The 23,890-nt window shown below is 69.6% G+C and carries 24 protein-coding genes; 8 read left to right on the top strand and 16 right to left on the bottom strand.

The features are described 5' to 3' along the window. Window positions 1–236 precede the first annotated feature (236 nt). From ACQP0P_RS28930 to ACQP0P_RS28905, 6 genes are all read right to left on the bottom strand, one after another. Window positions 237–2,000 (bottom strand): DUF2264 domain-containing protein, encoded by a 1,764-nt coding sequence (locus ACQP0P_RS28930; RefSeq protein ID WP_433360172.1) that lies wholly within the window; start codon window positions 1,998–2,000, stop codon window positions 237–239. Window positions 2,001–2,157: 157 nt separating this feature from the next. Next, the gene (locus tag ACQP0P_RS28925) at window positions 2,158–3,006 is read right to left on the bottom strand and encodes a carbohydrate ABC transporter permease (RefSeq protein WP_030909114.1); all 849 of its coding nucleotides are present in this window, start codon (window positions 3,004–3,006) and stop codon (window positions 2,158–2,160) included. Further along, window positions 3,003–3,968 (bottom strand): carbohydrate ABC transporter permease, encoded by a 966-nt coding sequence (locus ACQP0P_RS28920; protein ID WP_350920475.1) that lies wholly within the window; start codon window positions 3,966–3,968, stop codon window positions 3,003–3,005. Before ACQP0P_RS28920 ends, ACQP0P_RS28925 begins: the two co-directional genes overlap by 4 nt. Before the next feature lie 18 nt (window positions 3,969–3,986). Next, window positions 3,987–5,204, bottom strand: coding sequence for an ABC transporter substrate-binding protein (locus tag ACQP0P_RS28915; protein WP_433360167.1), 1,218 nt, complete (start codon window positions 5,202–5,204; stop codon window positions 3,987–3,989). Window positions 5,205–5,453: 249 nt separating this feature from the next. Then, a complete protein-coding gene (locus tag ACQP0P_RS28910; RefSeq protein ID WP_433360164.1) occupies window positions 5,454–6,941 on the bottom strand; it encodes a S1 family peptidase in 1,488 nt (495 codons plus the stop codon). A gap of 362 nt (window positions 6,942–7,303) precedes the next feature. Then, window positions 7,304–8,863, bottom strand: coding sequence for an alpha-lytic protease prodomain-containing protein (locus ACQP0P_RS28905; RefSeq protein WP_433360161.1), 1,560 nt, complete (start codon window positions 8,861–8,863; stop codon window positions 7,304–7,306). A gap of 537 nt (window positions 8,864–9,400) precedes the next feature. On the opposite strand from ACQP0P_RS28905, the gene ACQP0P_RS28900 reads away from it, so the two are divergent. After that, entirely contained in the window at window positions 9,401–9,979 is a 579-nt protein-coding gene (locus ACQP0P_RS28900) for a ClpP family protease (RefSeq protein ID WP_433360159.1), read from the top strand. A gap of 224 nt (window positions 9,980–10,203) precedes the next feature. On the opposite strand, the gene ACQP0P_RS28895 is transcribed toward ACQP0P_RS28900, so the two are convergent. Next, entirely contained in the window at window positions 10,204–10,929 is a 726-nt protein-coding gene (locus ACQP0P_RS28895; protein ID WP_433360156.1) for a DUF2470 domain-containing protein, read from the bottom strand. Window positions 10,930–11,017: 88 nt separating this feature from the next. On the opposite strand from ACQP0P_RS28895, the gene rpsD reads away from it, so the two are divergent. Then, window positions 11,018–11,632 carry a 30S ribosomal protein S4 gene (gene rpsD / locus ACQP0P_RS28890; protein ID WP_433360153.1) on the top strand — a complete coding sequence of 205 codons (615 nt, stop codon included), beginning with the start codon at window positions 11,018–11,020 and terminating at the stop codon, window positions 11,630–11,632. 11 nt (window positions 11,633–11,643) lie between these two features. On the opposite strand, the gene ACQP0P_RS28885 is transcribed toward rpsD, so the two are convergent. Further along, entirely contained in the window at window positions 11,644–12,570 is a 927-nt protein-coding gene (locus ACQP0P_RS28885; RefSeq protein ID WP_433360150.1) for an ion transporter, read from the bottom strand. 92 nt (window positions 12,571–12,662) lie between these two features. Then, window positions 12,663–13,313: a TetR/AcrR family transcriptional regulator gene (locus ACQP0P_RS28880; protein WP_433360147.1), complete on the bottom strand. Its 651-nt coding sequence runs from the start codon at window positions 13,311–13,313 to the stop codon at window positions 12,663–12,665. A gap of 76 nt (window positions 13,314–13,389) precedes the next feature. Between ACQP0P_RS28880 and ACQP0P_RS28875 the strand changes: the two genes are divergently transcribed. After that, complete coding sequence (locus ACQP0P_RS28875) at window positions 13,390–14,253, top strand: ABC transporter ATP-binding protein (protein WP_433360144.1); 864 nt, start codon at window positions 13,390–13,392, stop codon at window positions 14,251–14,253. Further along, window positions 14,250–14,993, top strand: coding sequence for an ABC transporter permease (locus ACQP0P_RS28870; protein ID WP_433360141.1), 744 nt, complete (start codon window positions 14,250–14,252; stop codon window positions 14,991–14,993). The genes ACQP0P_RS28875 and ACQP0P_RS28870 overlap by 4 nt, the downstream gene beginning before the upstream one ends. A gap of 192 nt (window positions 14,994–15,185) precedes the next feature. Here the strand turns inward: ACQP0P_RS28870 and ACQP0P_RS28865 are convergent, their stop codons facing one another. Together ACQP0P_RS28865 and ACQP0P_RS28860 are read right to left on the bottom strand one after the other, a co-directional pair. Beyond that, the gene (locus ACQP0P_RS28865) at window positions 15,186–15,317 is read right to left on the bottom strand and encodes a hypothetical protein (RefSeq protein WP_433360138.1); all 132 of its coding nucleotides are present in this window, start codon (window positions 15,315–15,317) and stop codon (window positions 15,186–15,188) included. Window positions 15,318–15,423: 106 nt separating this feature from the next. Then, entirely contained in the window at window positions 15,424–16,782 is a 1,359-nt protein-coding gene (locus ACQP0P_RS28860; protein ID WP_433360135.1) for a S8 family peptidase, read from the bottom strand. A 146-nt stretch (window positions 16,783–16,928) separates the two neighbouring features. Between ACQP0P_RS28860 and ACQP0P_RS28855 the strand changes: the two genes are divergently transcribed. Further along, the gene (locus ACQP0P_RS28855) at window positions 16,929–17,204 is read left to right on the top strand and encodes a hypothetical protein (protein WP_433360132.1); all 276 of its coding nucleotides are present in this window, start codon (window positions 16,929–16,931) and stop codon (window positions 17,202–17,204) included. Here the strand turns inward: ACQP0P_RS28855 and ACQP0P_RS28850 are convergent. Then, entirely contained in the window at window positions 17,201–17,944 is a 744-nt protein-coding gene (locus ACQP0P_RS28850; RefSeq protein ID WP_433360129.1) for an ABC transporter ATP-binding protein, read from the bottom strand. The genes ACQP0P_RS28855 and ACQP0P_RS28850 overlap by 4 nt on opposite strands. Beyond that, window positions 17,941–19,014, bottom strand: a complete 1,074-nt coding sequence (locus tag ACQP0P_RS28845) for an FtsX-like permease family protein (RefSeq protein ID WP_433360126.1) — start codon at window positions 19,012–19,014, stop codon at window positions 17,941–17,943. Before ACQP0P_RS28845 ends, ACQP0P_RS28850 begins: the two co-directional genes overlap by 4 nt. 169 nt (window positions 19,015–19,183) lie before the next feature. Here ACQP0P_RS28845 and ACQP0P_RS28840 point away from each other — a divergent pair, with 169 nt between their 5' ends. From ACQP0P_RS28840 to ACQP0P_RS28830, 3 genes are all read left to right on the top strand, one after another. Continuing rightward, window positions 19,184–19,669, top strand: coding sequence for a hypothetical protein (locus ACQP0P_RS28840; RefSeq protein ID WP_433360123.1), 486 nt, complete (start codon window positions 19,184–19,186; stop codon window positions 19,667–19,669). 113 nt (window positions 19,670–19,782) lie between these two features. Next, window positions 19,783–20,565 carry a response regulator gene (locus tag ACQP0P_RS28835; RefSeq protein ID WP_433360120.1) on the top strand — a complete coding sequence of 261 codons (783 nt, stop codon included), beginning with the start codon at window positions 19,783–19,785 and terminating at the stop codon, window positions 20,563–20,565. A 46-nt stretch (window positions 20,566–20,611) separates the two neighbouring features. After that, a complete protein-coding gene (locus ACQP0P_RS28830) occupies window positions 20,612–20,998 on the top strand; it encodes an HsmA family protein (protein ID WP_433360117.1) in 387 nt (128 codons plus the stop codon). 72 nt (window positions 20,999–21,070) lie between these two features. Here ACQP0P_RS28830 and ACQP0P_RS28825 read toward each other — a convergent pair whose 3' ends face one another. The 3 genes from ACQP0P_RS28825 to ACQP0P_RS28815 all read right to left on the bottom strand — a co-directional run bounded on the left by ACQP0P_RS28825 (window position 21,071) and on the right by ACQP0P_RS28815 (window position 23,831). Continuing rightward, window positions 21,071–21,277, bottom strand: a complete 207-nt coding sequence (locus ACQP0P_RS28825) for a hypothetical protein (protein ID WP_433360114.1) — start codon at window positions 21,275–21,277, stop codon at window positions 21,071–21,073. Between the two features lie 113 nt (window positions 21,278–21,390). Further along, window positions 21,391–22,806 carry an aldehyde dehydrogenase family protein gene (locus ACQP0P_RS28820; RefSeq protein ID WP_433360111.1) on the bottom strand — a complete coding sequence of 472 codons (1,416 nt, stop codon included), beginning with the start codon at window positions 22,804–22,806 and terminating at the stop codon, window positions 21,391–21,393. Continuing rightward, window positions 22,803–23,831: a nitrilase-related carbon-nitrogen hydrolase gene (locus ACQP0P_RS28815; RefSeq protein WP_433360108.1), complete on the bottom strand. Its 1,029-nt coding sequence runs from the start codon at window positions 23,829–23,831 to the stop codon at window positions 22,803–22,805. Before ACQP0P_RS28815 ends, ACQP0P_RS28820 begins: the two co-directional genes overlap by 4 nt. Window positions 23,832–23,890 lie beyond the last annotated feature (59 nt).

Here is a 23,890-nt window from a genome sequence, read left to right as displayed (position 1 = left end):
TCGGTGAGTCACGATGGGGTGGCGCTCTGTTCCGGCTCCCGGGCGTCGCGGCGCCATGTCCGGTGAGACGCTCAGGGAAGCGGTTAGGTGTCTAGGGGGAAAGTTCCCGTTATGGGCGATTTCGACACATTTCTCGGCCCGGCTGATCGCCCGCCGCGGCGTCCGTGACCGGGCCGGAGGCCGTGTGCCGCCGGCCGCGCCGCTGTATCGCTGTGCCGCTGTGTCGCGCGGTGTCGTCAGCGGTCCCCGAAGGGGTGGCCGCCGGGGAGAAGCGCCGAGACCTCCTCCGGGCCGGGCGGCTCCGGCCAGCCCGTGGCCGGTCCGGTGCCGGAGAGGCCGAGGACCGCGCAGGCCAGCCAGTGCTCGCCCGGCTCGTGCTCGCCGCGCAGCGTGGGGATGATCGTGCGCGGGACGATGACGTTGGTACCCGGCAGGGGGAGGACCAGTTCCCCGCTCCGGGTGCCGCGGAGGTCCTCGATCACGCACAGCCCGGCGGGGGAGTCGAGGCGGGCGTGGCCGGGGCCCTCGGCGGTGCGGTGCGCGGTGGGGTCTCGGTCGACGGCGAACGCCCCCTCGGCCGACAGCAGCCCGCGCCCCGACCGCAGGCGGTGCACCCGTACGTGCCACGGAGGACTCGGGAGCAGCCAGGTGTCGACCTCCACGTCCGGCCATGGCGTCCAGCGGGCGTGGAGCAGGCCGCCGGATGAGGAGAAGTCCTCGGGCACCTCGCAGGGCCGCCAGTGGGTTCCGTCGTCGCTCAGTGCCAGGGTGCTGTCGAAGGCGCCCTGCTCCAGCCCCCACGAGCCGCCCGGCACGCTGAACCCGAAGGACGTCGAGTAGGCGAACTTGGCGTACTTCGCCGCCCCGTGCCGCACCCACGTGTGGTGCTGCCCCGCGCTCAGCATGACGACCTGCCGTCCCCGCTCGCACCGCATCAGCGCGACCCCCGCCTCCGGCTGGACGCTGGTCGCGGCGAGTTCCCGCGCCGCCTCCTCATCGGCCGCCCAGAAGGGATGCTCGGCGGCGAGTGCCAGCGGCAGGAACGCCTTCAGCGCCCAGTACGGGGAGCCGGGAGCGTTGTACTGCTCGGCGAGAGCGGGCTGGGCGTAGCCGTACCCCAGGGTGAGCAGGCCGCCGGAGTCGCGGATCGGCAGCCCAAGCCACCAGCGCAGATGCCGCATTAGCTGCCCCTTCACCTCCCCCCACGGCAGGGCCTCGACTCCGGCGAAGGCGAGGGCGCCCCAGAAGGCTCCCTGCGCGAAGCGGTAGGTCAGGCTCCGGCCGAAGGGCACGGCGGCTCCGCCGGAGGTGAACCAGTGCTGGAAGTCCAGCGCGAAGGCCGCCGCCCGCTCACGCAGGCGCCCGGCGCGGCCGGGATCGCGGTCGGCGGCCAGGGCGGCGTAGACCAGGCCGTAGTAGTGCATCGCGAAGGGGACGTAGTAGTCGCGCTGGGCGGTGGGGCCGTCGCCGTACCAGCCGCCGCCCAGCGCGAAGGACTCCAGCCGCTCCAGACGGGCGAGGTTGGGCCCGGGGTCGAAGCGAACCCCGACGCGGTCCAGGCCGAGCCCCACCATGACGGGGAAGAACTGCCAGTTGTTGTCGACGGCCTCGACACTCATCGAGTGGAGCAGCCAGGCCGCGAGGCGGTCGCGTTCCCGGCCGCTCAGCGGGTCCCACACGGCCTCGGGCGCGAGGGCCAGTGCCAGGCCGATCGCGGCGGTCTCCACCAGCCGCTGGTCGACGTCGGTCACCGCCCCCCAGAACTCCTCGTGCCCGGGATCCGTCCCGGCGGCGAGCCCTCGGCGCCAGAGCTCCCAGTGCTCGAAGGATCCCCCTCCGGCCGCCAGCGGCGCCAGCCCCCACAGCGGCCGGGCGAACGCCTCCAGCTCGGCGGCCGCGTCGCCGTAGTGGGCCGCGTTGCTCCCGAGCCGAAGTCGCGCCCGACCCGGACTGAGGTGGGGGACCAGCGGCAGGACGAGCTCGGTCACGAGCCGGTGCATGTCCTCACGGTCACGCGGTGTCCCGCTCCCGCCCGCCCCCGGCGCCGACGATGACGTGGCTGATCGTTCCACTGTCGCGGAACCCCCCCTCTGGTGATCGGTGACCGTGGCCGCCGGAGGCCCTGCCGTCCGGGCCGGACCCGCGCCGGGAGCGCGGTCAGCTCTTGAGCCCGGTGAACGCGATCCCCTGCATGATGCGGCGCTGGAAGATCAGCAGGACCACGATGACCGGGATGACCGCCAGGGCGGCGCCCGCCATGATGTAGTACGCCCGTCCGGACTCGCTGCTGGCCAGCTGCTGCAGGGCCAGCGGCAGCGTGTAGAGCTCGGGGTCGTTGAGCACCACCAGGGGCCAGACCAGGTCGTTCCAGTGGAAGATGAAGCTGGTGATGGTCACGACCGCGAGCACCGGCTTCGACAGCGGGATGATGATGCGCCAGAAGATCTGCATCCGTCCCGCGCCGTCGATGCGCGCCGCCTCCTCCAGTTCACCGGGCAGCGACATGAAGAACTGGCGCAGCAGGAAGATGTCCAGGACCGAGGCGACGTTGGGCAGGATCAGGCCCCATCCGGAGTCGAACATGCCGAGCGCCTGGGTGACGTGGATGCGTGGCACCAGCAGCGTGATCGTGGGGACCATCATGCCCGCGAGCAGCACGACGAACAGCTTGTCCCTGCCGGGAAAGGGGATCCTGGCGAAGGCGTAGGCGGCCAGCGCGTCCACCAGGAGCTTGCCCGGAACCAGTATCAGGCAGACCCAGACGCTGTTGAGGAACGCCTGGCCCAGTCCGCCGACCTGCAGGACGTGCTCGTAGTTCTCCAGCGTGGGCGACCACTCACCGGTCTTGCGATCCAGCGGAAGCAGGCTGGGCACCTTGGTGTAGACGTCCGAGCCGTGTTTGAAAGAGGTCGCCAGCATCCACAGGAACGGGATCACCGATATGGCCGCCAGCAGCACCAGGGCGATGTAGACGGGCGCGAGCCGTGCTTTCCCGGCCGTCCTCACGACGCCTCCTGCTTGACGAACTTGAACTGCAGCGCAGTGATGATCATGATGAAGAGGAACAGGATGAACGACATCGCGCAGGCCGCGCCCATCGCGTCGTAGCGGAACGCGAACAGGTACAGGTGCAGGACGTAGGTCAGGCCCGACTGCTCGGGGCCGCCGGTGACGCTCCTGCCGCCGCCGCCCGAGAAGATCACGTACACCAGGCCGAAGACCTGCAGCGCCGCGATCACGCCGGTGACCAGCAGGTAGAAGGTGGTGGGACGCAGCATGGGCACGACGATCCTCCGGAACCGCTGGACGGGGCCCGCGCCGTCGATGATCGCGGCCTCGCGGATCGAGTCGGGGATGCCCTTGAGCCCGGCGAGGTAGATGATCATTGAGATGCCGCACTGCCAGGCGGCGATGAACGACAGGGCCGGGATGACCAGTTCGGGGGTGTTGAGCCAGTTCTGCCCAGGGATGCCGAACAGGCCGAGAAAGCTGTTGACCAGCCCGTACTGCGGGTCGTACAGCCAGCGCCAGATGGCGCCGACCGCGGCCTCGGCGGTCACGACCGGCAGGAACAGCAGCAGCCGGAAGAGGTTGGAACCGCGGCGGATCGTGTTGATCAGCAGTGCCTGGGCGAGCGCGGTGACCAGGGTCAGCGGCACGGCGATCAGCGTGTACTGCAGGGTGACCCGGATCGACTTCCAGAAGTGCGGATACCGCACGTCGTCGAAGAGCAGGTCGGAGTAGTTGGCCAGTCCCACCCAGTTGGGTGCCGACCGCAGGTTCCAGTCGGTGAAGCTGTAGTACAGCGCGGCCAGCGCGGGGTAGAGCAGGAAGATCACGAAATAAATCACCGCGGGGGCGATCAGGAGCCACCCGATGACGTGGTCGCGCCGCCCGAAACCCGGGCGGCGGCGCCGCCCGGGGAGGGGCGTCACGGCGGGCTTGTCAGCCAGCACCGGAGATGCCACGTTTGCCTCGCTTTCGCGTTAGCCGTTCCAGCCGAGCAGCGCGCGGGTCTTGGTCGCCGCCTCGGTCAGCGCCTGCTGGGAGGTGACCTTGCCGCTCAGCGCGGACTCGATCGCGGGGGCGATGATCTCGTCGTTGATCTGGATCCACTCCGGCAGGGCCGGCCGGGCGTGGGCGACCTTGAGCTGCTCGAGGAAGGCCGCCTGGTCGGGCCCGAAGGTGGCCGCGTCCCTCTCCGCCGCCGCCACATTGGTCGGGAAGCCACCCAGCGCCTGAGCCAGCGTGGTGTTGTTGTCGGCGTTGGTCAGGAAGGTGAGCCACTTCCACGCCAGCTCGGGGTTCTTGCCCTTGCTGAAGACCACCGCGTTCTCGCCGCCGATGTTGCCGGCGGGCTCGGTCTTGTACGGCAGCGGGGCGGTGCCGAACTCCAGGTCGGGGAACTGCTCCTTGATGTTGGCCACGTCCCACGGGCCGGAGATCATCATGCCGGCCAGACCGTTCTCGAAGGCCTTGTCCGAGTCGGTGATCGCCCTGGGGGAGGACGGCAGCAGATCCACCCAGAGCTGGAGCGCGTCGACACCGGGCTGCTGGTCGAACAGGATCTTCTTGTCCTTCTCGTCGACGAGGGAGCCGCCGGCGCCCGCGAGGAAGCCGGGCCACATCCAGCCGCCGTAGCCGTCGCCCTTGGGCACCACCATGCCCGCGATCTTCGGATCGTCCTGGTGGACCTGCGCGGCCGTCTGCTTGAGCTCGTCCCAGGTCTTGGGCGGCGTCGGCACCAGCTTCTTGTTGTAGAAGAGCGCCACCGCGGTGTGGTCCAGCGGCAGGCCGTAGATCTTGTCGTTCACCTTGTTGGTGTTCAGGGCGCCCGCGTAGTACGTCTTCTCGTCGGCGGTGCCGGCGGGCATCTCCCCGATGGTGCCGTCGAGTGCGTACCTGGCCACCAGCGGCTGGTCCAGGATGCCGACGTCGGGGACGGTGCCGGCGGCGACGGCGCTGCCCAGCTTGGTGTTGTAGTCGTCCTTGGGGATCTTGACGATCTTGACGGTGACCTTGTTGGCCTTCTCGAAGTCGGTGCGCAGCTTCTCGACGACCTCCCCCGCCTGCGGGGTGCGGTCCTGGAACATCCAGTAGGTCAGTGTGGTGGCCTCCGAGGCCGTCCCGTTGTCGCCGCCGCATGCGACAAGCCCGGCCAGCAGTGCCATACCCGCCGCGGCCCCTGTGACTCTCCTGATCATTTCTTCCTCCTGTTGGGGGGTGCAACGGAGGATAATGTAAGGTGTGAAAAAAGTTCAGTCCCCTTGAGAAACGCTTTGGTAACACGGAGGAGAGGGAGGTGTGGGTCATTCGTGAGGTGCGGTTCCCGGGGAGCGGGGCGCCGGGTGGACGCCCCGTCGCGACGGGGCGTCCACGGCCGGGCCGCTCACTACGCGGGAGCCCCTGAGGTGCCGCGAAGACGATACGGCGGGTTCACGCCGGGGAGAACGTCACGATGCCTTGTACCTAAGGGTGTAGGAGCCGGAGCCGCTCGCGGAGGTCACGCGGTAGCGGTAGTAGCCGCGCGTGCCGGTGTAGTTGATCCGCTCGTGGGGTCCGGGGCTGTCGGAGGTGGCGACGGTGACCCAGCTCGCGCCGTTCCACTTCTGGAGGAAGAGGTCGAAGTCGACGTTGTCATCGCTGTCCAGGCAGGCGGACTGCTGGCCGGGGGCCGTCGTCTGGTAGTACCTGTTGTTCGGCTGGTAGGCGGACTGGCCGCTGTTCAGCCTGCCGGTGACCGTCTTCGGGTAGCCGCTGCAGGGGGACGTGCCCGGCGGGGTGGTGGCGTGGGCGGTCGTCAGGGCCAGGCCGTAGGCGGTGAGAATCTCGTTGACCGGCTGGAAGTAGGTGACGCCGCCCTTCAGGCAGTTACCGGAGCCGCCGGAGGTGACTCCCTGGGCCTGGTCCACCGAGATGAACGAGCCGCCCGAGTCGCCAGGTTCGGCACAGACGTTCGTGCGTACCAGTCCGTAGACGGTGCCCTGGGGGTAGGTGACGCTGGTGTCGCGTTGCTGGATGGTGCCGCAGTGCCAGCCAGTGGTGGAGCCGGACCGGCAGACCGAGGCGCCCTCGATGGCCGGCTTGGAGCCGGTGACGGGCACGGTGTTCCCGGTGCCGTTGTTCACCGTGGGGGTGGGTGTCCAGTTGGCGTTCACCGAGACCCAGGCGTAGTCGCTGCCTGGAAAGACCGACCCCTGGAAGACACCCTGGGGGAGCCGGTTGAAGCCGCTCGTGGTGTCGCCCCGCTTGCCGCAGTGACCGGCGCTGACGAAACCGTTCTGGGGGCCGGTCACCGAGAAGCCGATCGAGCAGCGCTCCGTGGTGCCGATGTAGTAGGCGTTGCCGCCCACGAGGTCGTCGAGCAGGCGGGGGGTCTCGTCGGAGGGCTCGACCCTCACCGCGACCGGGTCCGTGCCGGAGTTCTCCAGGACGTCTGTGGCCATCGCGGCCTCCTTGGAGAGGACGACCACCTTGTTGGTCCGCACGTCGACGTAGCGCACGGCTCCCGTACTCTCGCGGGCGGCCAGAGCGCTGTCCACCTGTTCCTTGATGGCGGCCAGGTCCGCCAGGGAGCGGGTGACGATCTCGGCTCGGGCACCCGTGGCGACGATCTGGGGGATGTCGGCCGCGGAGGTGGTGGCGACCACGAGTCGCTGCGCGACGGTTCCGACGAACCAGGAGCCGGCGAAGCGCTCGCCGAGCCTCCCGCGCAGGTCCGCCTCGACCGCTGTCAGGCGGGTCTCGTTGACCAGGCGGGTCTGGGCCTGCTCCCTGGTGATGTGCAGGTCGCGCTGGAGTGCCTCGATCATGCCCGCCGGGGGTTTCCAGGCGCCCGGGACGTTCGCCTTCCGAGGCTGGGCGGCGACCGGGACCGGGGCCAGAGCGAGCGCGGCGATGACTAGGACGCATCCCGTGGTGATGGCGTGTCTGCGGGACATGGGTCTCTCCTCGACCTCGGCTTTCCGGGCGTGAGGGGGGAGAACGCCACGTATCGCAGGTTGATCATGCGATGTGGGCGACGCCATGCTAATCCAGCCGTTGCCGGTCAAGGCCTCAATGCCGCGCGCCACGCGGAGGATGGTTCCGGCGGAGGTCTGCCGCCGTGTTCCGCCCGTGGCCCGGTCGATCGTCGGCTACGCCGAGGTGACGGCCGCCGGACACAGGTTCAGGCGATCATTTCTTCCTCGGGGAACGCTTTCTCGGGTCACCCGTGAGGTGGGGTTTTCGGGAAGCGGGGCGCCGGGTGGACGCCCCGTCGCGACGGGGCGTCCACGGCCGGATCGTCCGCTACATGGGAACCCTAGGACGTCTTGTACTTCAGGGTGTAGGAGCCGGAGCCGCTCGCGGAGGTCACGCGGTAGCGGTAGTAGCCGCGCGTGCCGGTGTAGCCGATCTGCTCGTCGGGTCCGGGGCTGTCGGAGGTGGCGACGGTGACCCAGCTCGTGCCGTTCCACTTCTGGAGGAAGAGGTCGAAGTCGACGTTGTCATCGCTGTCCAGGCAGGCGGACTGCCGGCCGGGGGCCGTCGTCTGGTAGTACAGGTTGTTCGGCTGGTAGGCGGACTGACCGCCGTTCAGCTTGCCGGTGGCGGTCTTCGGGTAGCCGCTGCAGGAGGAGGCGCCCGGAGGGGTGGTGCTCGGCGGGGTGCTGCCAGGCGGGGTGCTGCCAGGAGGGGCGGCGGTCGGCGGGGTGCCGGCGCTCACGGTCGTCAGGGTCAGGCCGTAGGCGGAGAGGATCTCGTTGACCGGCTGGAAGTAGGTGACGCCCCCGGCGGTGCAGTTGCCGGAGCCGCCGGAGGTGACTCCCTGGGCCTGGTCCACCGAGATGAACGAGCCGCCCGAGTCGCCCGGCTCGGCACAGACACTGGTCCGGGCCAACTGGTAGACGGTGCCCTGGGGGTAGGTGACGCTGGTGTCGCGTTGCTGGATGGTGCCGCAGTGCCAGCCCGTGGTGGAGCCGGATCGGCAGATCGAGGCGCCCTCGATGGCCGGCCTGGCGCCGGCGACGGGCACGGTGCCGCCGGCACCGTTGTTGACCGCGGGTTTGGGGGTCCAGTTGGCGTTGACCGAGATCCAGGCGTAGTCGCTGTCAGGGAAGCTCGACCCCTGGAAGACGCCCTGGGCGGTCCAGTTGGAGCCGCTCGTGGTGTCGCCCTGCTTGCCGCAGTGACCGGCGCTGACGAAACCGTTCTGGGTTCCGCGGGTCACCGGGAAGCCGATCGAGCAGCGCTCCGTGGTGCCGATGTAGTAGGCGTTGCCGCCCACGAGGTCGTCGAACAGGCGGGGGGTCTCCTCGGAGGGCTCGACCTTCACCGCGACCGGATCCGCGCCGGAGGCCTCCAGTGCGTTCGAGGCCATCGCGACATCCTTGGAGAGGACGACCACCTTGTTGGTCCGCACGTCGATGTAGCGTACGGCTCCGGTGTCCTTGTGGGCGGCCGGAGTGCTGTCCACCTGCTCCTTGATGGTGGCCAGGTCCGACAGGGAGCGGGTGACGACCTCGGCCCGGGCGCCCGCGGCGACGATCTGGGGGATGTCGGCCGCGGAGGTGGTGGCGACCACGAGTCGCTGCGCGACGGTTCCGACGAACCAGGAGCCGGCGAAGCGCTCGCCGAGCCTCCCGCGCAGGTCCGCCTCGACCGCTGTCAGGCGGGTCTCGTTGACCAGGCGGGTCTGGGCCTGCTCCCTGGTGATGTGCAGGTCGCGCTGGAGTGCCTCGATCATGCCCGCCGGGGGTTTCCAGGCGCCCGGGGCGGCGGGAGCGTTCGCGGCCCGGCCCTGGGCGATGGCCGGGGCGGGCACCAGAGTGAGCGTGGTGATCACTAGGACGCATCCCGTGGTGATGGCGTGTCTGCGGGACATGGGTCTCTCCTCGACCTCGGCTTTCCGGGCGTGAGGGGGGAGAACGCCACGTATCGCAGGTTGATCATGCGATGTGGGCGACGCCATGCTAATCCAGCCGTTGCCGGTCAAGGCCTCAACGCCGCGCGCCACGCGGAGGATGGTTCCGGCGGAGGTCTGCCGCCGTGTTCCGCCCGTGGCCCGGTCGATCGTCGGCTACGCCGAGGTGACGGCCGTCCGCCGTCACCGGGGCGCGGCCGGTGCCGCAAGCGCACATGGGGTCAGGACGGCCTCGCGGACGGGGAGCGGTGGAGCCACCGGATCGTGCGCGGCGGCTCAGCCCGCTCCCGTCGCCGTCTTCGGGTATCGCGCGACGAGGGTGAAACACCCATGCCTCGCGAGTGAAACCGCCGTCTCCGGCGTGAAAACGAAATGGCCGGTTCTCCGCTTTCAGCGGAAAGCGCTCACAGCGAACGAACGGAAATCATGCTTCCGTGCGGGGCTATGGTCACGGGTATTCGTTATTCGCAAACCTCGGGTTCGGAGTAGGTGGAGAACATGAGCGGTCCCCAGATCGTCCCCGAAGACCAGTTGTACCAGCGGCTGCTGCGCAAGCGGATCGTCGTGCTCGGCGGCGAGGTGAACGACGAGGTCGCCAACCGGATCTGCGGGGAACTGCTCCTGCTCTCCGCCGACGACGAACAGCGCGACATCTGGCTCTACATCAACTCACCCGGCGGTTCGGTGTCGGCGGGCATGGCCATCTACGACGTGATGCAGTACGTCCCCAACGACGTCGCCACCGTGGCCATGGGCATCGCCGGGTCGATGGGGCAGTTCCTGCTCTGTTCGGGTGCGCCCGGCAAGCGTTACGTCCTGCCGCACGCCAGAGTGATCATGCACCAGCCCTCGGGAGGCCTGGGCGGCACGGCCGCCGACATCGCCATCCAGGCCGAGCAGATGCTCTACACCAAGCAGATGATGCGCGAGCGGATCGCCTTCCACACCGGCCAGCCACTGGAGCGGATCGAGGAGGACTGGGACCGCGACCGCTGGTTCACCGCCACCGAGGCCAGGGACTACGGTTTCGTCGACCAGGTCATCAGGAACACCAGCGAGGTGGCGTCCGAGAACTGATATTCCGTTCCCGAGGCGATTTTCGCTCGGGATGGTTTTCGCGGAGAGCGATCCTGCTCTCGGCGCGGTTTCGCCCGGAATAGCGTGGCTCCGTTTCCGGCAGCTGCCGGAAACGGAGCCACGGGGTAAAGCGGCGTCGGCCGTTCTCCGGCGCTTCCTCCGCTCCTCCCCGGCCGTTTGGCCGGACTTTTCCAGCCACTGCCCGGGCGCACTCGGCCGCTCCGTCAGCGGTGGCAGAGCAGGCAGCGTACGGCGTGTTCGAGAGACTCGGCGTCGGTCATGGGCGAGGGCCAGGGGAGCCGGATCAGGGTCGGGTCCTCGACGCCGCAGCGGACCGTCGCCCCGAAGCGGTCGAGCTCCCAGAGCCAGGCCCCCGGCACCGGCTCGGCGAGCAGGGACCCCAGGGCGGCTTCCAGTTGCCTGCGATGGGCGCCGTTGACGTGGTGGAGCATGCGCTCGGCCTCGCCCATCAGCGGGTCGGGGGCGGCGCCGAGATACTCCTCGGCGTCCAGTACCCCCGACTCGGGGCCGGTCAGATAGATCACCCTGCCGACGTCGACCCGTAGCAGCCTGGGGCCGTTCGTCCCCTCCAGCACCTCGAACAGCGCCTCGTCGGGGCAGCGCTCGGCGATCGCCACAGCGGTCCGCCGCGCCTCGGCCACCGGCACGGCCTGCGCCCATCCCTGCACCTTGAGCAGGCCGCGCGCGAGCTCGTGCTCCCCCAGCGAGCGGTTCGACGTCAGGTCCACTGTCACCACGGGCTCGTCCCGGGCGCCATAGAGCGGGTCGCCCGGCAGGACGAGCAGCACCGGCCGGCCGGCGCCGTCCACACCACCTCTGGTGGGCATCGCGGGGCTGGTGCCTCCGGTGATGGACACGTGGGTGGGAGTGGCGCCGGCGGCGAGGGTGCGGACCCGCTCGGGGATCGGCGGAGCGGTGACTGGCTGCATGGACCGGCTCTCCTTGAGGTCGGGGAGAAACTGCTGTATAAGATTAGCCTTGCCTAACTAAGGTAAACCTAACCACAGAGGAGCGAGCGTGCGCTACACCGGACCGAAGGTGCGCCTGTCCCGCCGGGCGGGCGTGCCGCTGACCCGCAAGGCCGTCCGATACTTCGAGGAGCGCCCCTACCCGCCGGGTGAGCACGGTCGCAAGACCAACCGGCGGCAGACCGGTGACTACGGGCTGCGATTGATGGAGAAGCAGAAGCTGCGCTGGTACTACGACGTCTCCGAGCGCCAGATGCGTCGCTACTGGGACCTGGCGCTGCGCGGCGGTGGCCGTGCGGGCGCCGAGCTGGTGGTGCTGCTGGAGACGCGCCTGGCCTCCCTGGTGCTACGTTCCGGCCTCGCCCCGTCCATCTACGCGGCCCGCCAGTACGTCGCCCACGGTCACCTCACCGTGGACGGCCGCAAGGTCGACATTCCCAGCTACCTGGTCAGGCCGGGGCAGGTCGTCGCGGTGCGCGAGAAGTCGCGCCGGTTGCACCCCTTCGTCGCCGCCTCCGAGGGCGTGTACGCGGACGACAGGATCGCCCCCTACCTGGGTGTCGACCACGCCGAGCTCCGGTTCACCCTGCTGAGCCGCCCGCTGCGCGAGCAGGTCGTGGTCCCGGTGGACGAGCAGCTCGTGGTGGAGTTCTACTCGCGCTGACCTGACGCCTGTCAGCGGCGCCGGCCCGCCGCCTTCCGGGTGGCGGGCTTTCTCGCGCCGTTGCCTCCCGCGCCCTTGCTCCCCGTGCCGTTGCTCCCCGTGCCGTTGTTCCCCGGCCCGCCGTTCGTGGTCGTACCCGGACCGCGGCCGCGCGTCGCGGGGACCTGGTCCCGCAGTTCCCGCACCTCGGCCCGGAGCGCGGCCAACTCGGCGAGCACCGCCCTGCCCAGCTGCTCGGTCGCCTGCGCGGACTCCTCGGCGTGCTCCTCCTCCATCGCGCTGACCACCACCGCGATGAACAGGTTCAGCACCACGAACGTGCACACCAGCATGAACGCCACGAAGAACACCCACGCCTCCGGGTGCTCGTCCATCACCTCGCGGGTGATATCGGACCAGGCGTCCCCGGTCATCATCTGGAACAGGGTGAACAGCGAGGTGGGCAGGTCGCCGAAATACTCAGGAGCGGTGGCGTGGTAGAGCTTCGTGCCCATCACCGCCGCGACGTAGAGCACAAGTCCCAGCAGCAGCACGATCGAGGTCATCCCCGGCACCGCGGTGAGCAGTGCGGTCACCACCCTGCGCAGGCTCGGCACCACAGAGATCAGCCGTAGCGCCCGCAGGATCCGCAGCGCACGCAGGACCGAGAGCCCACCCGCGGTGGGCAGCAGCGAGGCCGTCACGATCGCGGCGTCGAACAGGTTCCACGGGTTGCGGAAGAACCGCCGGCCCTGGGCGTAGAGCTTGACGGCCAGTTCGGCGACGAAGATGTAGAGCGCCAGATGGTCGATCACGGTGAGCACCGTGCCGTACCGTTTGACGGCCTCGGCCGAGGTCTCCAGCCCGAGGGTGGCCGCGTTGATCACGATGACGGCGGTGATGAAGTGCTGGAAACGGGACGTTTCCAGCACGGCGCGGAGACGCTCGCGCGTCGGCACGGAGGGCTCCTGGGGGTCGGAAAGCCGAGGGCAAGCCAAGATCGTAACGTGTTGGCGGCGCTCCGGTTCCGCCGGGGGCGAGGCGGGTCAGCTCACCGTGAGGTGCTCGGTGATCTGACGCAGTAGCCGCCGATGCCCGACTCCAGCAGTTCGAAGGCGTGCTCGGCCTGCCGCCGCAGGTCGGGGGCGATGGCGTCGGGGGTCTCGCCCGCGAGCATGCGCCGGACGGCGTGGGCCGTCAGCCCGCGCAGCACCGCGCAGATCTGGGCGGCGGCGAACACGGGGGTGAGGTCGTCGGGGCCGGCGTCGGCCTCGTCGGCGAGCGTCCTGGCCAGGGCCTGCTCGCGTGCCTCGTTCATCTCCCGGATCCGGGCGTTGAGCGAAGGACTCTCGGCGATCATCCGGGTGAAGGCGTCACTGCCTTCGTGGAAGCCGTAGCGGTGGTGCCGCGTGTCGAGCGCGTCGAGGAAGTCGCGGCGCAGCGCCTCCAGCGCGCTCTCTCCCGGCCCGCGCTCCCGCACCACCCTGCTCGGCAGGTCCTCCACCTCCCGCTGCCGGTCGAAGAGCAGGTCCTCCTTGGTGCCGAAGTAGTTGAAAACCGTGTTGACCGACACGTCGGCGGCCCTGGCGACCTCGGTCACCGTCACGTTGTCGAAGCCTCGCATCATGAACAGCCCGGTGGCGATGTCGGAGATGCGCTCCCTGGTCTCCCGCTTCTTGCGCTCACGCAGGCCCTCGCTCATGAGGTCATCCTATGGGGTCGGATAAATTTTGCTGTGACTCCAAGTTTGGTGTTACTTTATAAATGGAGGCGATCAAATGATCAAGACATCAGCTCTGAGCAAGACCTTCCCCGGCGGTGTCGAGGCCGTCCGGGGCGTCGACCTGGCGGTGGAGGCCGGGGAGATCGTCGGGTTCCTCGGTCCCAACGGCGCGGGAAAGACGACCACGATGCGCATGCTGACCACCCTGCTCCGTCCCACCGGAGGCAGTGCCACGGTCGCCGGGCACGACCTGATCACCGACCCGAAGGGCGTGCGGCGGAGCATCGGCTACGTGTCCCAGAGCGGCGGGATAGCCCCGGCGAACCCGGTGGGGGAGGAGTTGGAACTCCACGCGATGCTCTACGGCATGCGCCCGGCCGCAGCGCGGGAGCGGGTCGCCGAGGTGCTCGGCCGACTCGGGCTGAACGCGCTGCGGGAGCGGCCGGGCGGGGCTCTCTCCGGCGGCCAGCGCCGCCGGTTCGACCTCGCGTTCGGGCTGGTCCACGACCCGGCACTGCTCTTCCTCGACGAACCCACCACGGGCCTGGACCCGCAGAGCCGGGCCGCCCTCTGGGACCAGATCAGGGAGCTGCGCGCCGCCACCGGCCTCACGGTCTTCCTGACCACGCACTATCTCGACGAGGCGGACACGCTCGCCGACCGCCTGTTCATCATCGACCACGGCGTGATCGTCGCCGAGGGCACCCCGGCCGAGCTCAAGGGCGGCACCGGCACCCTCGACGATGTCTTCCTGTCCATCACCGGCCGATCCCTGAGAGACGACCCGCCAGATGGTGAGCCGCCCGGCGAGGTGCCCGGTGGTTCCCGTGAGGGAGGCGCGACGGCCTTCAAGATCCGCGCCGCCGATGGAACGGCAGGCGGGCGGCGAGAGGCTCGCGCGGCGGGTGAGGAGCGGTGAACGGCTCGATGGGCGTCGTCCGCGACACCTGGCTGATCTTCCGGCACAACGTCCGGATAGCCTTGCGGCAGAAGGCGGGGATCGTCTTCGGGGTACTGCAGCCCCTGCTCTATCTGGTGTTGTTCGGCCCGCTGTTCGCCACGATCGGCACCTGGGAGACGCTGATCCCCGGCCTGCTGGTCCAGGTCGGGCTGTTCAGCGCGGGTCTGTCCGGCTTCGGCATCGTCTTCGACGCCGGGGCCGGTGTGCTGGACCGGCTGCGGGCCACCCCGGCACACCGCGTCTCGCTGCTGCTCGGCCGGGTGCTGGCCAGCTCGCTCACCCTGCTGATCCAGTCGATCATGCTGATCGCGGTGGGTTACGCCTTCGGCCTGCGCGCGGCGCTCCCCGGCGTGCTGCTCGCGCTCGCCCTGATGACGCTGCTCGGGGTCAGCCTGGCCGCGCTCTCCAACGCGATCGCGCTCGTCATGGACCCCGACGCGTTCGCACCGGTCATGAGCACGGCGGTGGTCCCGCTGGTTCTGCTGTCCGGTGCGTTCCTGCCGATGTCGATGGCGCCCGGCTGGCTGGACGCGCTGTCACGCCTCACACCGTTCCGCTACGTGCTGGAGACCATACGTGAGCTGTTCGTCGGCCACTACGCGACGATGACCGTGGTCGTGGGCGTCGCGGTGACCGTGGTCCTCTCCGTGGTCTGTGTCTCGGTGGGCACCCGCGTCTTCAACCGCGAGAACGCCTGACCGTCGAGGTCGCCGGATGCCGCGCCGACCGCGCCTTTCGGTCCTCCGCCACGAACCCGGCCTGGCGGTGCGCGTTCAGCGGGCCAGGTCGCGGGGGTGTCCCGGCAGCGCGCCGTGCCGGCTGAGAAGCCGCGTGACGACCGGCGTCGGCCGATCTCGGCCGGCACTGATACGCGGTGATCTCCGGGGACCTCAGGCCGGGGGGCCGTACGGCTCGATCCTCGGGTCGGCGTAGGGGCCCTCGCCCGCCGCGGGGTCGACACGGCGGGCCGCGGCCTCGGTCACCCGCAGCCCGTACAGGCCCTGATCGGGGTCGATGAGCACCAGGCCGTAGCCGGTGTCGACCTCCTCCTTGGGCAGTCCCAGGTGCCGCTTGGCCTGCGCGAGCGTCGCGTCGGGCGGGAGCCGTACGGTGATCAGGAGCGTGACCTCACGGTACGCGTTCGGCGCGGCGGCGCAACGAGGCGAGGATCCCGGCGGCGTCGACGACGCCGTAGCCGTGGTCGTGGTCGAAGCCGACGTCGCTCCGGTCGTCGGCGGTGCGCCGGAGCAGGGTGCGCAGCTGGGCGGGGGACAGGCGGGAGGAGGACCACCGGGTGCGCACGGCCGCGACCAGGCCGGCGGTGACGGGGCACGCGGCCGAGGTGCCCGAGTCGGCCTCGTCGTCGCCGAAGGCCCGGGAGCCGGAGAAGTGGGTGTAGGCGCACAGGTCCGGCTTACGGGCGACGAGGCGGCCCGGCCCCTGAGAGGAGTAGCCGACCCGCTCGCCGCGGGTGTCGACGCCGCCGATCGACAGGACGCGCGGGTGGGAGTTGGCGCCGGTGATCGGCCGGTCCGGGTACGCGCACCGGCCGTCGGGGCAGTCGCGCCCGCAGTTTCCCGCGGCGAACAGCACGTCGGCGCCCGCCCGCTCCAGGCTGGAGACGATCAGGTTGAACGGGTGGGCCGGGTTGTCGGAGTAGTTGCCGGGGTGGCCGACGGGGAAGTCCCAGCTGGGAGAGAAGGAGCCCCAGCTGTTGCTGACGACCAGGGACCGCGAAGCGGCGGGCTGGGCCTCCAGGACGGTGCGCAGGTGGGCGAAGGCCGCCACCGCGTCCGACAGCAGGCCGTCCAGGGCCGAGCCGCCGGGGCGCCGGGAGAGCAGCACCGGCACGTCGATCAGTGACGCCCTCGGGGCGGCGATGAGCGCGTCGAAGGCGCACATCGTGCCGTGGTCGACAGGGAACTCACCCGCCCTGCCCTGCACCCCCGACGGTTTCCAGCTGCGCTGCTCGTCGACGGTGACATCGCGGCCGAGGTGCCGGGCGACGTGCGCGGAGTTGATTCCGGTGTCGAGTACCGCGAGCGCGACGCCCGAGCCGTCGAGGCCGTCACCGGCCAGCTCGGTGACGTGCAGCAGTCGCTCCACGTCACGCCAGTCGCCCACCGGGGGCGTGCCGCCGCAGGTGAGGCCCCGCTCGATCACCGGGTCGGCGAAGATCCCCACGACGTCGGGGCGGAGCGTGGGCAGCAGGGTGATCCGGGTGGATGTCTCGTCGTCGGAGATCTCCCCGCGGACCAGGACGGAGGCCTCGTCGGCGGAGAAGGAGAACGTCAGCGGCTGGTTGAGTGAGAGCGGGTCGCCTCCGGCGCCGGGCACCGGGCGAGGTACGACGACGGGCGAGAAGGAGGGGTCCACGACGACCCCTGGCAGCGGGTCGGCGACGTCGGCCGCCGCCGTGCTCACCGAGGGGTCGGCCACGGCCGCGACGACGTCGGGGGAGGGGCGGAGCTGGAGCAGGACTCGCATGTGCACCACCGGGACTCGGGGGAATCGGATTCCACCACGTTCCTGCATCCGCCTCGATCGCGTCCAGCCGCTGAAACCATCTTCTATCAGGCTCCAAACCGCCTAACCGGTGCAAATGGCGAGCATGGATTTCCTTCCCTGAGCGGGTGCCGGTCACTAGCGTTGGGCGGCATGACCGCAGCGGCGGAGACGACGCCAACCCCCAATCCGACCGGGGCGTCGACCTGGCGGTGGAGGCCGAGGAGATCGTCGGGTTCCTCGGCCCCAACGGCGAGGGGAACGCGGTCACGGCGCTGGAGCGGGGGCCCGTGCCCTCTGGGATGTCGACGCGTCCGGTGACGTCCATGTCGACGGGCGGCACCACCGGGTCCGCGGGGCGCACCGTAGTCTCGGCCTGGGCATCGCGCGCGTTCCGAATTTAGGAACGGTGTTTCCCACTGCTCGCGGCGTGATCCGGCCGGGGTCGAGAGGCGTCAGGCGACGGTGGCGGCGGTGCAGGGGTGAGCTTGCCGTCGGTCATCGTCAAGACGGCGTTCACCATTGCCAGGGTGGCGAGGTCGTGCGTGACCATTACGGTGGCGAGCCCGTTCTCCCTGGTCAGTTCGGCCAGCAGGGAGACGATCTGCTCACCGCGATGGTGGTCGAGCGCACTGGTGGGTTCGTCCACCAGCAGCACCTCGGGCGAGTTCATCAGCGCACGCGCGATGTTGACCCGTTGCCGCTCACCGCCGGAGAGCTGATGCGGCCGCTTGTGCTCCTTGCCTGCCAGGTCCATGGCCAGCAGCAGCTCCCTCGCTCGCACCGCCGCCTCACGGACGCTGCGCCCGGCCAGGTGCGCCATGACCAGGAGCTGGTCGAGTGTGGTGAGGGAGGCCAACAGGTTGGGCTGCTGGAACACGATCCCGATGTGGTCACGGCGTATGCGAGTCCTGAAGTCCGGGCTCGCGCCGGACACCTCGTGGCCGGCCACCGAGACCGTGCCGGAGGCCGGGGAGATGAGGGTGGCGGCGACGGCCAGGAGACTGGACTTGCCCGAGCCCGAGGGGCCGACCACGGCGGTGAACTCGCCCTGCTCGACGGTGAGATCGACATGGTCAAGCGCGGTGAGCGTGCGGTCACCGTCGGGGTAGGTGAGGACGATGTCGGAGAGTTTGAGGGTCATCGGGAGGCTCCAAGCGCGGTCAACGGGTCGACAGAGGTGATCTTGCGGATGGCCAGGGCGGCACCCGTGGCGCCGAGCAGGATCATCACGGCGACAGGGACGACGACGGTGGCTGCGGACAGGACGAACGGGACGCTTTCCTCGGCCAGCGCTCCCAGACCGGCGCCCACCGCTCCTCCGGTTCCGGCGCCCAGCAGCAACACCATCATCGCCTGGGCCAGGGCGTCGCGCAGCAGGTAGCCGGTGCCGGCGCCGAGCGCCTTGAGCACTGCCACGTCGCCGCGCCTCTGGATGGTCCACACGGTGAAGAACGCGCCGATGACCAGGGCGGAGATGGCGAACAGAAAGCCGCGCATGAGCTGCAGCGAGCCGTTCTCGGAGGAGAAGGAGCTGATGGCGGCCGGGGCGTCGCCGCGAGTCACGGTCATGGTGCGCAGTCTTTTGTCGGCCGTGACGAGGTCAGGATCGCCGGTGGTGCGTAGCGCGAGCACCGTGGCGACCGCGTCGGGGCTGCCCTGGCGGCCGCTCCACTCCCAGTCGCCGATGCTGATCCACGCCACGGGGGTGTGACTGTAGGAGGCATCGGCGCCGATCCCGCCCACGACGAAGTCGCGGCCGAAGAGCTGCACCTTCGACCCCGGGCGCAGCCCGCTGTCCTCGGCGAGCGCGGCGGACAGGAGGAGTGTGCCGGTGCCCACCGTTCCGCCCACCCCCTTGGCGAGCTCACCACCCGGCTGGATACCGAACACCGCGGCTCCAGCGCTGTCGTCCCCGAAAGTGAGCCTGCCCATGGTGATGCCGAGCCGTTCGGCGGCGGTCACCCCGGCTACCTTCTGCCACTCCCGCCACGTCTCCTCAGTGATCCGGCTGTCGGAGAAGGACGTTTTCTCGCTGTCGGAGAAGACGATGTGATCGGCCCTCAGATCTTCGATCGCGGAGATGTTCTCTTGGGCGAGGCCGGCGGTCAGACCGGACAGCATGGTCACCAGGAGCGTGATGAGGAAGACGACCGTGCCCATGAGGGCGAACCGTCCTTTGGCGAAACGTAGGTCTCTGAGCGCTACGAACACGGCGCATCTCCCTGTCGTCTGTGGGTTGATCCGGGTCTCCAGTGTGTGTCACCCACCTCTCCCCACAAGTCGTGAGGATGTTCAGCCCTAGCTCGCTCCTTCGGTCAGCCAGAAATACACCTTTTGAACGATGTGGGATGCGATGTCGGCCGCTTACCCTGTGTTAGAAATGATGGACCTTCCGTTCCCTCCCGCGCTCAGGTTGCTGAGATGGGCCATCCATGGCACCTTCACAGTCCTGCTCGTGATCGCGGTGGCTGGAAGCATCAGTGAGGACCGCATGGTCCTCGCGGTCGGCGGCTTTATCCTGGGAGCGCTCTACGGAGCGGGGATCGCCGTTGAGGACCGCCTACCGCATTTCGGTGGTCGCACCCACCTGTTCCTGAGGCGTGTCTGGCTGGTTCTGGTCACGCTCGGATGGGCGGTCCTGGCGATGAACGGGCCGCAGTTCGTCTGGCTGGCCTTCCCGCTCTTCTTCGCCTACCTGCACCTGCTGCCGCTGGTCGTCGCACTGCCCGGCGTCGCCGCGCTGACCTTGGCCGCGATCGCGGCAACCGGCTGGCACGCGGGTGGTTTCAGCACACCTCAGCTGATCGGGCCGACCATCGGCGCCACAAGGCGCTCTTCTCGGAGAGTGAGCAGCGCCGAGTCCTGATCGACGACCTGATCCGCACCAGGGGCAGGCTGGTCGAGACGGAGAGACAGGCCGCTCGCCTGGCCGAGCGGGAGCGTCTCGCGCGCGAGATCCATGACACCCTCGCCCAAGGCATGTCCAGCATCATCCTGCTACTGCGCGCCGCTCGCCGGGACCTGGAGGACAGGCCGACGGATGCCGAGCGGCGCATCGCCGAGGCCGATCGAGTCCGCCCCGGGAGAGGGCACCGCCGTCGTCGCCACCCTGCCGCTGAGAGAAGGCCGATGATGTCGCCGATACGCATCCTCCTGGTGGACGATCACCCTGTGGTGCGTTCGGGCATCCGCGCGATGCTCGCCGGTCAGCCCGACTTCGAACTGGTGGGGGAAGCCGCCACCGGTGAGGAGGGCGTCGAGGCGGCACGCCGGCTCCGCCCCGACGTGGTTCTGATGGATCTTCAACTCGGCCCGGGCGTCCACGGGAGTCAGGCCACCAAACGCATCGTCTCCGATGGCGGCCCCCGGGTGCTGGTGCTCACCACCTTCGACACCGACGCGGACATCCTGGCCGCGATCAAGGCGGGAGCTACCGGCTACCTGCTCAGAGACGCCCCCTCCGATGATCTGCACGCGGCGATCCGCTCCGCGGCGACCGGTGCCAGCGCCCTCGCGCCCAGTGTCGCCTCCCGCCTGCTGGGCCGGGTACGCGCCCCGGACGCCACGCTGAGCCCCAGGGAACTGGATGTGCTCGGCCATGTCGCCGAGGGCCTGACCAACCGGCAGATCAGCAAGTGGCTGTTCCTGAGTGAGACCACCGTCAAGACGCACCTGGTGCACATCTATACCAAACTCGGCGTCGACTCCCGCACCGCCGCGGTAGCCGCCGCTACGAAGAAGGGGCTCATCCGTTCCCCGTGATGGCCCCCGCCCCGTTCATCTCACCGCATGCCCGAGGAGTGAGTCCATGCTGCCGCTCGCCATTGTGATCATTACACTGGCCCTCTTGTTCTACACCGTCGGTGTCTGGGCCGAACGCCTGCGGAGGTCGCTGAAGTGGTGGCACGCGGGTGCCTTCCTTCTTGGCCTGATCTGCGACGCCACCGGCACCTTCCTGATGAGCCTGATCGCCGACGACCGCGCCGCCGCCGGCGAAACGGCCTCAGTCCTCAACTCGATCATGATCGTCAGTGGTGCCCTCGCCCTGATTCTCATGGCTGTCCACCTGATCTGGTCCGTCATCGTGCTGGTGCGCGATCGGCCGAGCGAGAAGCGGAGCTTTCATAGGTTCAGCCTCTTTGTCTGGGCGATCTGGCTGTTCCCCTACGTCACGGGGGCGGTCGGCGCCATGTGACAGTTCGGGGCCGTGGGCCGGCGACGGCCTTGATCTGGATCGTCGCGGTGCCGCCAGCCGTGCTGTCGGGCTTCACCCAGGCAGATGCTCGCCCCGGATCAGGGCGCTCGCCACCGTGTACGGCCCGGAGAACTTCGCGTGGTACGCCGTACGCGGCCGCACCTTCTCCTCGTACGGCTCGCCGATCGTGCGCAGCGGCGCCGCCGCCACGTCGAGCTCGATCTCCGCACCTGGCTCGGCGGCCGGGTAGAGCATGGACTCCCAGACGTGATCACGCATCACCGTCGTCGCCGCTACCGATACGGACAGTAGCGGTAGCGGCGACGAAGCCGGTCACGGCGCGGTGTCGCGCGGGCCTCACCCGGCTGGAGAGCACGTGGTCACCACCGATGTCAGTGCCACCACGGGTCGGGCTGGGCGGAGTTGTTGATCAAGTAGGAGCGCCGGCGCAGGAAGCGGTTCAAGGATGCGTGCCCCATGCGTGAGCTGCCGAGCCCGGAACTGTTGAAAGAGTTCTTCTCCCCTTCGTGGACGAACGCGGTGAGCGCGCAGTCGTTGATGCTGACCGCTCCGACACGGAGACGTTCGGCGACGGCCAGCGCGGCTTCGGCGTCGGCGGCGAAGACCGCGCCCGACAGCCCGTAGACCGAGTCGTTGGCCAGCTCCACCGCGTGGTCGGCGTCACGGGCGGCCATGACGGGGATGACGGGTCCGAACGTCTCCTCGGTCATGACGAGCATGCCGTGGTCGACGTCGGTCAGCACGGTCGGCCGGCACCACCTGCCGCCGCCGAGGCGCTCGATCCGCCCCCCGCATCGGACGGTGGCCCCCTTCTCCAGGGCATCCGTGAGGTGCCGCTCGATCACCTCCGCCTGCGCTGGATCGATCACGGGGCCGATCTGGCCGGCATCTGGCTGAGGATAGGCGAGCTTGAGCCGCTCGGCCTTGTCCACCAGCCGGCTCACGAACTCATCGAAGACGGTCTCCTCGACGTAGACCCGCTCGATCGACAGGCAGGACTGGCCGGCGTTGGTGGTCGCGCCCCACAGGATCGACGAGCTGGCCCTGTCGAGGTCGGCGCCCGCGACGACGATCGCGGGATCCTTGCCACCCAGCTCAAGGAAGGCTGGGATGAACAGCTCGGCCGCGGCGGCGGCCACGATCCGTCCGGTCGGGACGCTGCCGGTGAAGGCGACGGCGTCCACCAGGTTCACGACGATCGCACCGGTGGCGCCGTCGCCCTCGACGACCGCGACGACCTCGGAGAGCTCAGGGACCCGGGCGACGGTCTTCATCAGGGGGACGATGAAACGGGGCGTGACCTCGCTTGGCTTTACCAGCACGGCACAGCCCGCTGCCAAGGCGGGGATCGCGTCGATCAGCCCCAGAAGCAGCGGAAAGTTCCATGGGGAGATCACGCCGACGAGGGGATAGGGCACGCCGCCGGCACGGATCTCGATGCCGGGCACGGCCGCCTGCCGCGGCGTCGGCGGCGCCAGCAGCGCGGGCGCCTGAGCGGCCCAGCGTTCCAGCATGCCAAGGACGCTGTCCACTTCGATCACGGATTCGGTGAGCCGGCCGGTGTCGGCGGTGAGCGCCGCCACGAGCTCGTCCCGCGCCGAGGCGATCTCCTCCCGCCACGCCAGGAGCGCCGCCGCGCGTCGGGTGGGAGGGATCGCGACCCAGCGTGGTTGGGCGGTGCGCAGCCGGGCCGCCAGATCGGTCAGCCCTGCCGGGGTGGGCGGACGCAGGGGTCGTTCGATCTCGTCGGTGCGCGGATCCCGAACCTGGTACGTTCCGGCAGTCACTCGATCACCCCCGCCGCTCGCAGGCGTGTGATCGTCTCCGCCTGACGCTCTTTGAACCACGCGCGATCCGGAACCTTCCCATCCAGCCCGTTGGGCTGCTCACCTTCGTGGCGGCCGTACTCGGCCGCCCACAGTGCCGGTTTGGCGCGGGAGAGCAGGTTGCCCATGCCGGGGCGGCCTCGGAAGCGGCGCAGCGCACCGAGATCGAGCTCGGCGGCGGCCACCAGGCTCTCTCCCGAGCCGGCCTGGGCCAGGGTGCGCCCCTCGAAGTCGATCAGTTCGGAGCCGCCGGAGGTGGAGTCGGCGGGGATGCCGAGGCCGGTGAGACCCCCGGTGTTGGCCGAGACCACGTACGCGAGGTTCTCGATCGCGCGCGCCCGGCGCGCGATCGCCTTCGGCGTGAGGAGCGGGCTGGACGACTCGGAGGTGGGATGGCACAGCACCTCCGCTCCGCGCAGGGCCAGGGAGCGGGCCAGCTCAGGGTAGAGGATCTCCTCGGACGAGATGGCCGCGAGGTTGCCGATCGGGGTGCGAGCCACGGGAATCAGGGCGTCGGCACCGTGGACGTCGAGGTAGCGGTCCCAGACGTCGAACGGGGTCGGGGAGTACATCGAGTACAGCCGGCGGCAGCGCAGCACGACGTCGCCGGCCGGGTCGATGACGAACGACGTCTGGAAGTACAGCTCAGGGAAGTGCTCGTCGCTCTCATAGGCGTTGCCCGCCAGGTAGACGTCCTGCTCCTGGGCGATGGCGGCGAGTGCCTCGTACTCCGGGCCGCCCGGGTCCAGCGCCGCCTTCTCCCGCCACAGCGGGATCGACTCGCCGAGCGGGAATCCGGTCAGTGCGTACTCGGGGAGCACGATCAGGCGCAGATCTGGCCCTATCCACTGCTTCGACGCTCTCACCTGCGTGGCGATGCGCGAGACGGCGGTTCTCATCGCCGCGCGGGCGTCGCCGACTGACATCCCGCTCACCGAGTGCGTGGCGGTCTGCAGGGCGAGGGCTCGGTACGAAAGGTTCGTCACAAGGCCTTCCCAAAATGAAATTGCGTTCCTATAAATGGAAATTAACACTCGGGCTGAGA

This window comes from Streptosporangium sp. CA-115845, from assembly GCF_050943795.1.
GTDB lineage: Bacteria > Actinomycetota > Actinomycetes > Streptosporangiales > Streptosporangiaceae > Streptosporangium.
This window is presented reverse-complemented; position numbering and strand designations above follow the sequence as displayed.